The 10,313-nt window shown below is 53.8% G+C and carries 8 protein-coding genes; 5 read left to right on the forward strand and 3 right to left on the reverse strand.

Features of this window, described 5'->3' with window-relative positions:
* Nucleotides 1–152: 152 nt before the first annotated feature.
* Nucleotides 153–3,062, reverse strand: coding sequence for an insulinase family protein (locus EJP87_RS10115; protein ID WP_130471752.1), 2,910 nt, complete (start codon nucleotides 3,060–3,062; stop codon nucleotides 153–155).
* 312 nt (nucleotides 3,063–3,374) lie between these two features.
* On the opposite strand from EJP87_RS10115, the gene EJP87_RS10120 reads away from it, so the two are divergent.
* The 5 genes from EJP87_RS10120 (at nucleotide 3,375) to EJP87_RS10140 (ending at nucleotide 9,117) form a co-directional block, all read left to right on the forward strand.
* Nucleotides 3,375–4,637, forward strand: coding sequence for a CoB--CoM heterodisulfide reductase iron-sulfur subunit A family protein (locus tag EJP87_RS10120; protein WP_130471753.1), 1,263 nt, complete (start codon nucleotides 3,375–3,377; stop codon nucleotides 4,635–4,637).
* A 1-nt stretch (nucleotide 4,638) separates the two neighbouring features.
* Complete coding sequence (locus EJP87_RS10125; protein WP_227657565.1) at nucleotides 4,639–6,861, forward strand: hydrogenase iron-sulfur subunit; 2,223 nt, start codon at nucleotides 4,639–4,641, stop codon at nucleotides 6,859–6,861.
* Nucleotides 6,862–6,864: 3 nt separating this feature from the next.
* The gene (locus EJP87_RS10130) at nucleotides 6,865–7,455 is read left to right on the forward strand and encodes a 4Fe-4S dicluster domain-containing protein (RefSeq protein WP_130471754.1); all 591 of its coding nucleotides are present in this window, start codon (nucleotides 6,865–6,867) and stop codon (nucleotides 7,453–7,455) included.
* Nucleotides 7,452–8,336: a CoB--CoM heterodisulfide reductase iron-sulfur subunit B family protein gene (locus EJP87_RS10135; RefSeq protein WP_130471755.1), complete on the forward strand. Its 885-nt coding sequence runs from the start codon at nucleotides 7,452–7,454 to the stop codon at nucleotides 8,334–8,336. Before EJP87_RS10130 ends, EJP87_RS10135 begins: the two co-directional genes overlap by 4 nt.
* Nucleotides 8,337–8,793: 457 nt before the next feature.
* Nucleotides 8,794–9,117: a hypothetical protein gene (locus EJP87_RS10140; protein ID WP_130471756.1), complete on the forward strand. Its 324-nt coding sequence runs from the start codon at nucleotides 8,794–8,796 to the stop codon at nucleotides 9,115–9,117.
* Nucleotides 9,118–9,292: 175 nt separating this feature from the next.
* Here the strand turns inward: EJP87_RS10140 and EJP87_RS10145 are convergent, their stop codons facing one another.
* Nucleotides 9,293–9,508, reverse strand: coding sequence for a hypothetical protein (locus tag EJP87_RS10145; protein WP_130471757.1), 216 nt, complete (start codon nucleotides 9,506–9,508; stop codon nucleotides 9,293–9,295).
* A 163-nt stretch (nucleotides 9,509–9,671) separates the two neighbouring features.
* The gene (locus EJP87_RS10150; RefSeq protein ID WP_227657566.1) at nucleotides 9,672–10,133 is read right to left on the reverse strand and encodes a four-helix bundle copper-binding protein; all 462 of its coding nucleotides are present in this window, start codon (nucleotides 10,131–10,133) and stop codon (nucleotides 9,672–9,674) included.
* Nucleotides 10,134–10,313 lie beyond the last annotated feature (180 nt).

Here is a 10,313-nt window from a genome sequence, read left to right on the forward strand (position 1 = left end):
CCTGCACCCACCAGGAGGAGATAATCTCCTCCTGGACCTCCCTAATAATTTTCTGATTTTCAAATGCGATTGCCCTGGCCACTGGATTCAAGGGAGAGCTCTTTTTTCTCCCCTGAATCTATTGTTTGTGCATACAGAATGGGTTGTAACAATCACAAGCTGTGAATGTCCCACCCTTTTGCTTCCGCAGCCAAAGTGCTGGCATTGCTGACTGCAGCCATGACCGCATTTTCCGGTTGCAGATAGCTCTCCGCTACCCGCAACAGGTCTGCTTGTGCAACCTGTAATATCCGCTGCCGAAACTGCCGACGAATCTCCGGGGTGCGACCATGCAACGCATCATGAAAGGCACGTCTGGCATCGCCTGCAGGAGAGCCTGGGCGATCAATGGAGCTGATAACACTTAAAATGGCCTGTTCCAACGCTTCGGGCTCATGTTTGGTCTCAGCCAGCCAATGCACAGAACGATCAAAATCGGCAAAAGTGTCGCTAAAACGAGGATCCCGATAGGAGAAAAAGCGGAAAACACCGGAATCACTGTCCAAACCGGCACCACTGCCATAGGCACCACCACGCTCACGAATCGCTTTATGCAGATAACCATGCTTGAGAAAGATACCTAAGACAGCCAGAGCCGGTGCATCGGGGTGGATATAGGGAACCGCCGGATAGGCTTTGGCACAAAAATGTACGGTGGTCACCGTGCTCCAGGCAATCTTTTTCTGGACAGTGCAGCCCATTGTCGTCAACGGCACAAAGGGAACGGCTGCAGAGGCCGTTGCCCATTGTTGGCTGAGGGTGGCGCTCAAGGCAGGCAAATCATTGGCCTCGGCAGCCACCATCAACTGGCCAGGAGCCTGATGGACCATTTCCCAGATGGCGGCCAACTGCTGGGCAAAATGCTCCAGTTGTTGCGGATCGTCCAAGGCATCGTCCAATTGCTGCAACCGGGCAATGGCCTGCAAACCACTCCAACGGTCATGGATGGCGGCGATGGGGTTGAGGGTGGCAGCGGCCGCCGCCATGGCCAGAAGATGGCCATTATTGGTGACACGGGTTTCTGCTGCCGCCCGGTGTTGGGCGATCAGCTCCCGAAAACGGTTGAGCTCGTCAAAACGGGGAGTATGAAAGGTCTCCCAGAGCAGACGGGAGAGCTCTTGTTGATTGCGGGTGAGCGCTTTGCCGGAGAGGATGAATTGGGCGCGGAATGCGTGCGAATGATCGATGGCGCCACGGGCAGAGCTTCGGGCGCTGATACCGCCGCTGATGGCCGATTGCCAGTTTTGTGTTTGCAGATAGTCGCGCCCGCCACAACCAATTTCAGTCAGACAAGAGGCAAACAGAGGGACAAGATCGACCCACTCCTCTTTCATGCTGGGCAACGGGACGATCAGTTGCTGATAGACCAGACGGTTGGTGGTACAGGGATAAAAGGCCGTGGGCATGTTGCCGAGCATCTGCTGCTGTCCGCTGGGGATGGCCAGATCGGCAGGAATGTCAGAGAGATGCAATTTGGGCAGGATGTTGGGATCATCCTCCTCTTCCTGCCGCTGTTTCAGCTCTTCGGCTGCTGCGATTAACGACTGCACAGCCTGCTCATCCATGGAGGCGCGCAAAGTGGCCAGACGTTGCTGCTCCAGAGCACTGCGCTGGGCATTCAGTTGTTTGTCCGGAGACATCACCAGGAGCACCCGGTGCGGATTGTCGAGCAGCCACTCCTTGGCCAAGTTTTTAATAAAGTCAGGATCTTTGATCTCTTCCCGCAACTGTTCAAGAATCTCATCCAGCGCCAGAGCCGCAACCGGATCGGCGTTGTAGAGCATGGGGGTCATGGCGGTGAGCAGCAGGTGCAGACCATAAGGGAGTCCATCCCCGCTGATTTCGCGGCGACTCAACTCCAACTGGTGCAGGACCGCTTCCATCTGTTGCAGAGGAACCCCTTCGCTGGCAACCTGTTGCAGGACCGAGAGGATCATCTCTTCCACCGCATCGGCATGTTCGGGTGCAGAGCCCTCCAGGCCGCAGAAAAAGGCCATCTCCTTGCCAGAGGCATCCAGCCCGAGCATGGGGGCGGGGGCGCTGCCATAAGGTGAGGTTTCCAGGGCATAGAGCAGAGGCGAGGCGCTGTTGTCGAGGAGTACTCCGCTCAACAGTTGTGCCTTGAGCGCCTCTTTTTGCTCGCTGCTGTGGCCGAGCAGCCAGCCCATCAGAATGTAGGTTTTGTTTTTATTCTCTTCCTGTCCATCCATGGCATAGGTGGCATGGCTGCGTACCGGTTGGCTGAGACGCTGCTCATCCTCAACGCGCACATCGACCGCCTGATAGGTAAAAGCATGCAAAACCCGCTCTTGAAAAGTGGCTTGGTGTTCGGCAGCGCTGATGTTGCCAAAGGTCATGAAGATGGCGTTGGAGGGGTGATAGTGGCGGGCATGGAAAGCACGCAACTGCTCCCAGGTCAGTTGCGGGATGATGGCAGGGTCGCCGCCACTGTTATAACGATAGGTGGTGACAGGAAAGAGTGGTTGGGAAATGGCCTCGCTCAGGGCCCGCACCGGATTGCTCATGGCCCCTTTCATTTCGTTATAGACCACCCCTTTATAGACCAGGGGGGAGTGGGGATCGTTGGCATCGGACAATTCAATGCGATACCCCTCCTGCGCAAAATCAAGGCGGCTTAAATTGGGAAAAAAGGCGGCATCGAGATAAACCTGCATCAGGTTGTCAAAATCCTTGCGTGACAAGCTGGAGAAGGGATAGGCGGTCCAGTCGGCACCGGTGACAGCATTGATAAAGGTGGCCAGTGAACGTTTGTTCATCATGAAAAAGGGGTCACGGACCGGATAGCGTTGGCTGCCACAGAGGGCTGTATGTTCCAGGATATGGGCGACACCTGTGGAATCGGTGGGAACGGTGAGAAAGGCCACCAGGAAAGCGTTATGGGGATCGTCAGTAGCCAGATGCAGGTGACGCGCACCCGTGACGCGGTGACGATAGAACTCTACGGTTAAATTGAGGGCCTCGACCGGTTGACGGCGCAGCAACTCAAAAGCAGGATGAGACATGATATTCCTCACGCAAAATGCAGATGGGCAGAGCAGACAGGGAGTGTCGGTTGAGCGGAGCTGCTTTAGGGAGAGAGCAGACTCTTCCGACTATCTGAAAACAATTTTGATGATATAGAAACAAAATGCAACAAGCGACAGAAAAAAATTTGCATACGCTGTTCTCGTTGTTAGAATCCGCTAAATCAGAATTTCAGTATATAAGAATCTTCTGGTTTCCGAAACGGATGGAAGTGAGGATAAGGAGCGGCAAGCGTGAATCGTGCTGCCGGTTCTGGATCTGTTATCAACACCCTATGATAGAGGTGAAACATGGCGGATGATCAAGCCGCGAGTCGGACCATATTGGTCGTCGGTGGCGGAATCAGTGGTCTGACCGCAGCCGTGGAGGCGGCGGAAGTGGGACACACCGTACTCCTGGTCGAGAGGGAGCCCCAGTTGGGGGGACGTGTATCCCAGCATTTTCAATATTTTCCGAAACTTTGTTCTCCTTCCTGCGGCTTGGAGATCAATTATCAGCGGGTCAAGAACAATCCGCGCATTCGGGTGTTGACCTTGGCGGAAGTAGAGGCGATTAGCGGCCAGGAGGGGGATTTTACGGTCCGCATTCGTCAGCATCCCCGTTTTGTGACCGAGAAGTGTACCGCTTGTGGCGAGTGCAGCAAAGCCTGCACCACAATGGTAGCCAATCCGTTCAACTTTGGTATGGATCAGGTGAAGGCGATTCGCAACAGCCATCCGATGGCCTATCCCAACTGCTATTTTATGGATGCAGAATATGCGCGCAGTGCCGAGGCACGGACGCTGCCCTGTCCGGTAGGGGCGATTGATCCCGATATGCAGGCGACGGTTTTGGAAGAGCATGTCGGCAGTATTGTTTGGGCGACCGGATGGCGTCCTTATGATGCCGAGAAGATTCAGCCCTATGGTTTTGGTCGCCATGTCAATGTGAGTACCAATATGCGCTTTGAGCGTTTGGCCAACAGTTATGGGCCGACCTCTGGGCGTCTGCTGCGTCCTTCCGATGGCAAAGAGGTCAAAAAGATTGCTTTCATTCAATGCGCCGGCTCGCGGGACCACAACCATCTGCCCTTTTGTTCACGGGTCTGCTGTTTGGCTTCCATGAAGCAGGCGACCTATGTGCGTGAGCAATATCCCGATGCCCAGGTGACCATCTATTATATTGATCTGCGGGCCATGGATCGTTATGAGGGGTTCCAGAAGAAGGTGGAGGCCGATCCGGGCATTACCTGGATCAAGTCAAAACCGGCGCGCATCGACGAAGATCCGGCGAGCAAGGATCCCATTGTCATCGGCGAGAATACACTGACCGGTATTCGTTATGCGGACAGCTATGACATGGTGGTTCTGGCAACCGGCATGGAGCCCACCTCGGCAACGACGGCACGGGTGCCCGGTCACAGTGCTGCGTATGACGAATATGGATTTGTGGTCAAAGGTGGTCAGGTGCTCTCATCAGGATGCGCAGCCTCGCCGTTGGATGTGGCGGGCGCAGTACAAGCGAGCACTGCCGTGGCACTCAAGGCGATTCAAGCTGCCGCAAAGAGAGGATAGAATGACGATGGAAGCGAAAAAGATCGGTTGTTATATCTGCACAGGATGCGGTATTGGCGAGGCGTTGAATGTGGCGGCTTTGGAAAAGATTGCCACCAAGGAACAAAAACTGCCGGTAACCCGTACCCATCCCTTTTTGTGCGGGGCGGAAGGGTTGCAGATGATCCGTGACGATATGGCCAACGAGGGGGTCAATGCGCTGTTGATTGCCGCCTGTTCGCACCGGGTCAAAACGGATGAGTTTGAGCGGTTTAACACCCCCTTGCTGGATCGGGTGGATCTGCGTGACAAAAGCCTGTGGGTACAGGATATTTCCAGCGGCAACAAAGAGGCCAAGGAAGATCTGCAGATGATGGCCTCGGACTATCTGCGCATGGGCAGTGTCAAGCTGAAAAAGATGAATGCGCCGGATCCGTTTCAGGATGATGGTTTTTCCCGCGATGTGCTGGTGGTGGGTGGTGGTATTGCCGGTTTGACGGCGGCCAAAGAGGTGGCAGCGACCGGTTATCGGGCCATTTTGGTGGAGAAGAGCGCTGAACTGGGTGGCATGGTAGGACGCATGCACAAGGTTTCTCCCACCATGCCTCCCTATCGGGTTTTGGAAGAAAATCCGGTTCCGGGCCTGGTGGCCACGGTTGAGGGCGAGAGCCGGATCAAGATCTATAAAAATGCGACCATCCAGAGCACCAAGGGGGCTCCCGGTCTGTTTGATGTGGAGATCAAGAACGGTGACACGGTGCACACTGAGCGGGTGGGCAGCATTATCCTGACCACTGGTTATAACCTCTATGAGGCGAGCAAGCTGGATGCCCGTTTGGGTTATGGCAGTTCACCGGATGTGGTGACCAGCCTGGAGTTTGAGGAGATGGCCAAGGCGGGTCAACTGGTGCGCAAGTCGGATGGCAAACCGGCCAAACGGGTCATGTTCTCCCTGTGTGCGGGCCAACGCGATGCCAACCATTTGGAATATTGCTCGGCGGCCTGTTGTACCTATTCGCTCAAGCAGGCGTTGTATGTGTTGGAGCAGTTTCAGGATGGAGCGGCCTTTATGCTCTTCCAGGAGATGCGCACACCGGGACAGATGGAGGAGTTTTATCGGCGGGTGCAGGAAGAGGGTGGGGTCATCATCAAGGGTGATGTGGAGCAGGTCAGCAAGGGTGCTTCCGGTGGTTTATCGGTGCAGATCCACGATAAGTTGTTGCGTGGCAAAGAGAGTGTCGATGTAGACTTGCTGGTTTTGGCCACCGGCATGATTTCGACGGTGGATACCCAGGATCCCAACAAGCCTTCACCTGTGGGTCAGGTTGCCGAAGAGACAGCCAAATCGGTGCTCAATTTGGAATATCGGCAAGGTCGCAGCATGCCGGAGTTGAAATGGGGCTTTCCAGACTCCCATTTTATCTGTTTTCCCTATGAGACCCGGCGCACGGGTATTTATGCGGCCGGTCCCGCTCGGCGGCCCATGGGTATCGCCGAAACGGTGACCGATGCCACCGGTGCAGCTTTGAAGGCGATTCAGGTGGTAGAGGCGGTGGCCAAAGGGGCTGCCGTGCATCCCCGTTCGGGAGATCTCTCCTATCCCTCTTTCCGTCGGGAAGGGTGTACCCAGTGCAAACGCTGTACTGAGGAGTGTCCGTTTGGGGCGATCAACGAGGATGAAAAGGGCAACCCCTTGTTTAATCCGACCCGTTGTCGTCGTTGCGGTACCTGCATGGGTGCCTGTCCGCAGAAGATCATCTCCTTTGCCAACTATTCGGTGGATATGATCGGTTCGATGATTAAAGAGGTGGAAGTTCCGCCTGCTGATGATGAAAAACCGCGTATTTTGGTCTTTGCCTGTGTCAATGATGCCATTCCGGCGTTGGACATGGTGGGGCAAAAGCGGTCGGCCTTGAGTACCTATATTCGCATTGTGCCGTTGCGCTGCATGGGTTCGATGAACCTGGTGTGGATTGCTGATGCCATGTCCAGTGGCTTTGATGGCATTTTGTTGATGGGTTGTCGGCATGGTGATGATTATCAATGCCATAATGTGCGTGGATCGGCGCTGGCGGAGATTCGTCTGAGCAAAGTTTCCGAGACCCTCAACCGTTTACAGTTGGAGTCGAGCCGGGTGAAGATGGTGGAGGTCAACATCATGGATGCTGATCAGTTGCCCACGATCATCAATGAGTTTGCCGAGCAGATTGGCTCTATGGATCTCAACCCATACAAGGAGTTTTAGACGATGGCGTATGATTTGTCATTTGCCCAGGATGTATATAAAAATTCCGAAATGGGCCATTGGATCAAGATGTGCAAGCAGTGCGGAGTGTGTGCGGGCTCTTGCCCGTTGGGTCCGCACTGGGAATATTCGCCGCGGCAGTTGTTCCAGTTGGTCCGGGGTGGCAAGAAAGAGGAGGTGCTGAAGAGCCAGTCGATGTGGATGTGCACCTCTTGCTATAACTGCATTGTGCGTTGTCCGCGTGGCTTACCGATCACCCATATTGTGCATGGTTTGGCCCGTTATGCCTCGGTGAAGGGTTATGCGGATCCCAATCAGGTGACCAACCGTTTTGCCACCAAAATTTTCTGGACCAATATTGTCAGCACCGGTCGTGTGGGTGAGGCGATGTTGACGATGCGGCTCTATTTTGTGGATGGTCTGGCGGCGGGTATCCAAAGAGGTTTGGAGATGAAGGATTCGGCGTTGGGAATGTTGATGACCAAGCGTTTGAACCCGATTCCGTTTCGCGGCAAGATCAAGGGTTATGCCGGATTTGCGGCGATGATCGCCAAGGCGCAAGAATTGGAAGCGAAAAGGGAGGCTGGGGCATGAAGGAGTATACATTTTTCCCGGGGTGCAGTTCGGAAAAGAGTGCCTCGGCTGCCAATATGGAGCATTCCGTACAGGCGATGTGCAAGATTTTGGGCATTCAGCTCAATGAGATCGACGACTGGAACTGCTGCAGTGCCTCCATTGGCTATGCGGGCGGGGGGCAATTACCCCGTTTAGCGATGTCGGCGCGCAATTTTGCCTTGGCGCAGCAGCAACGGGGTACGACCGATCTGGTAGCGACCTGTGCGGCCTGTTGGTTGGCGATGCGGGAGACGGCAGAGCGAATCGAGCATGAGCCAGAGGTGCGTGCGGATATCAATGTGGCGCTCAAGGAGGCCAATCTCTCCTATGAGGGTGGAATCAAGACCCGCCATTTGGTGGAGGTGTTGATTGAGGATATTGGTTGGGAGGCGTTAAAGGCGAAGGTCAAAAAGCCATTGAGTGGCTTAAAGGCGGCGGGTTATGTGGGTTGTCAGACCAATCGCCCGTTTGGTATCGCCGGTGAGAGTTATGAAAATCCGTTGTATTTGGACAAGATGATTGAAGCGACCGGAGCCACGGCGGTAAACTATCCGAAGAAGGTGGCCTGTTGTGGCGGGGCGTTGATGTTTACCGAGGTGGAAAAGTCGTGTGCTTTGGTTCGTGATCTGTTGCAGTGTGCGGTGGATAACGGAGCGGAAGTGATTGTCACCCCTTGTCCGGTTTGTCAGTTGAATGTGGAGGTCTATCAAGGCAAGATCAATCAACTGTTTGGCACCAATTTTAACATCCCGGTGATCTACTATTCGCAGTTGTTTGTGTTGTCCTGGGGTGGCAGTTGGGAGGATGCAGCACTGCATCAGCAGGTGGTTTCGGCTGAGGTGTTGCGTCGTTTTGCTTAGTAGGAAATGGGGGTGCCAGTCGACGGAGAATACAGCGTGGTTGTGGTATGATGTAGAGCCAGACAAGGCAATCTAAGCGGTTGCCGGTTACAGTTGTGTTATCTGTGTTTGTGCAATAAAAAGGGCGGGAGCTTTCCCGCCCTTTTTATGTTCAGGGTTATCGAGAGTGCGCTGAGTGTGATAGATGATAGAGCGCCGTCTTGAGGTTAAAAAATTTTTTACACAAAAAAATAAAGTGTAAAAAATTGTTTGCCTGTTCTTGGCGATTATCGGCAATATGTGTCAATCGATATACTATTATTGATTGTTGTATATTTTACCTTTCTTATTGATAACCAGATGTTATGCTATAGCAGTAGCTTTGTTTGGACTGAGTGACAGATTGGCCTGCGCTTTGCCTTAATGAGTGCAAGAGTGATGACAAACAGGGGTTTGTCAGTTTGAAGTGGAGGAAAAAATGGACTCTTCGCGTGGTTTCTGGGTATCCCCTTTAATGGAAGCCGAGCAAAAATTATGGGTGGCAGTGTTGGAGACGGCATTAAACGATGCATTGTCTGGTTCCAATCCGGCCCGGCGGGAAACAGCACGACGCTGGTTTCGTGAAGGGGGACAAAATTTTCGCTTGGTCTGCGATTTGGCCAACTTTGATCCCGATTTTGTGCGCTTGAAACTGTTGGCAGTGATCGATCGGCAGGACAGTGATCAGACTGTAGAGGTCAAAACTCGCCGTCGCGTCAGCAAAACTGAAACGCTGTTGCTGCAGGTGGAGAGCGGTATCTGAGGCGCAAAATAGATCCCGCGATGCGGCTGGTTGACAAAAGATGCCAGACCGCACCTGGGGGAGTATGCAGTAGGAACAATGCTCCTTCTGCAAGTGGTCAGCCATGCAGCAAGAACAATAATCCTACTGTATAGGGTCAGCTAGGCAGCAAGAACAATAGCCCTTCTGCAAGTGATCAGATTTGCGGAAGAGGCGGGAGAATCCCTTTCAGTTCATTGAGACGGCTTTCCAGTTTGGCAATCTTCTTGGCCCGTTTGGCCTCCTCTTTCAAATCGACCATCCGCAGCTTTATGGTCTGTTGCTGCACTTTATACGCCTCTTTGGCCGCCTTTTGTTGCTCCTTCAGGGTGGCCAATTCCAATTCTGCTGTTGTGGTGTCCATAGGTGGCATGCTGTTCACTCCTTTCTTCAAGAGTAGAATACTGTAAACCCGCAGTGTAGCACTCTTGCAGCATCAGGTGTTATGAAAAAATCATTTTTACTGCCCGGAAGCTATTGCACAACTGCTCCGGGCAGGTAGAGGGAGTGCTTGACTGAAGGGGGTAGAAATTGGCTTAACCCAAAGCTTTGCAGGCTTTGATGCAGGCGGCGCATGCTTCGGCCATGGCTTGGCAGGAGGCATGTTTGTCGGCATGCTTGCGGCATTCGGCTTCACAATTTTGGCAGGCATCTATGCAGACGGCGGCCAGCTTGTGGATATGGGTTGAGCCAAGCGCTGCCAGTTGCGAGAGGGCGGTGGAGAGCGGCAACATTTCGCTGACACTGCTGGCACAAACGGCCAGCGAGGTGTCACCGCTCCGGAACAGCGCCAGACAGTGGCTCAAGCAGGCTTGGCCTTTGTCGATGCAATCTCGAGTGGCAGCGACCAGAGCCGCATTGGGGGCTGGCTGGTCATGATGGCTATGGGCGCCATGTTCGTTGGCCAGGAGCTCTCCTGAGAGGGTGGCTGCCAGAGTCAAGGCGGCACCGGTAGAGAGCAGTTGGCGCCGGTCCAGGGAGGTTTCTAGTGTACTCATCTGTGGAACAATCCTTTGTGTTGATACTGTCGAAGAGATCAATCAAACGATGGATTATACTCTTGGTGGCTCTGCAAAGCAATTTGCTGATCCATTCCGGGCAGGACAATCGCATTTGCCAATCTCCTCACTGTTGCCACAAGCGAAACTGTGCATGTCGGGCGTCCGCCCTCCCAAAGA

The organism is Candidatus Magnetaquicoccus inordinatus (assembly GCF_004217665.1).
In the GTDB taxonomy this organism is placed as follows: domain Bacteria; phylum Pseudomonadota; class Magnetococcia; order Magnetococcales; family Magnetaquicoccaceae; genus Magnetaquicoccus; species Magnetaquicoccus inordinatus.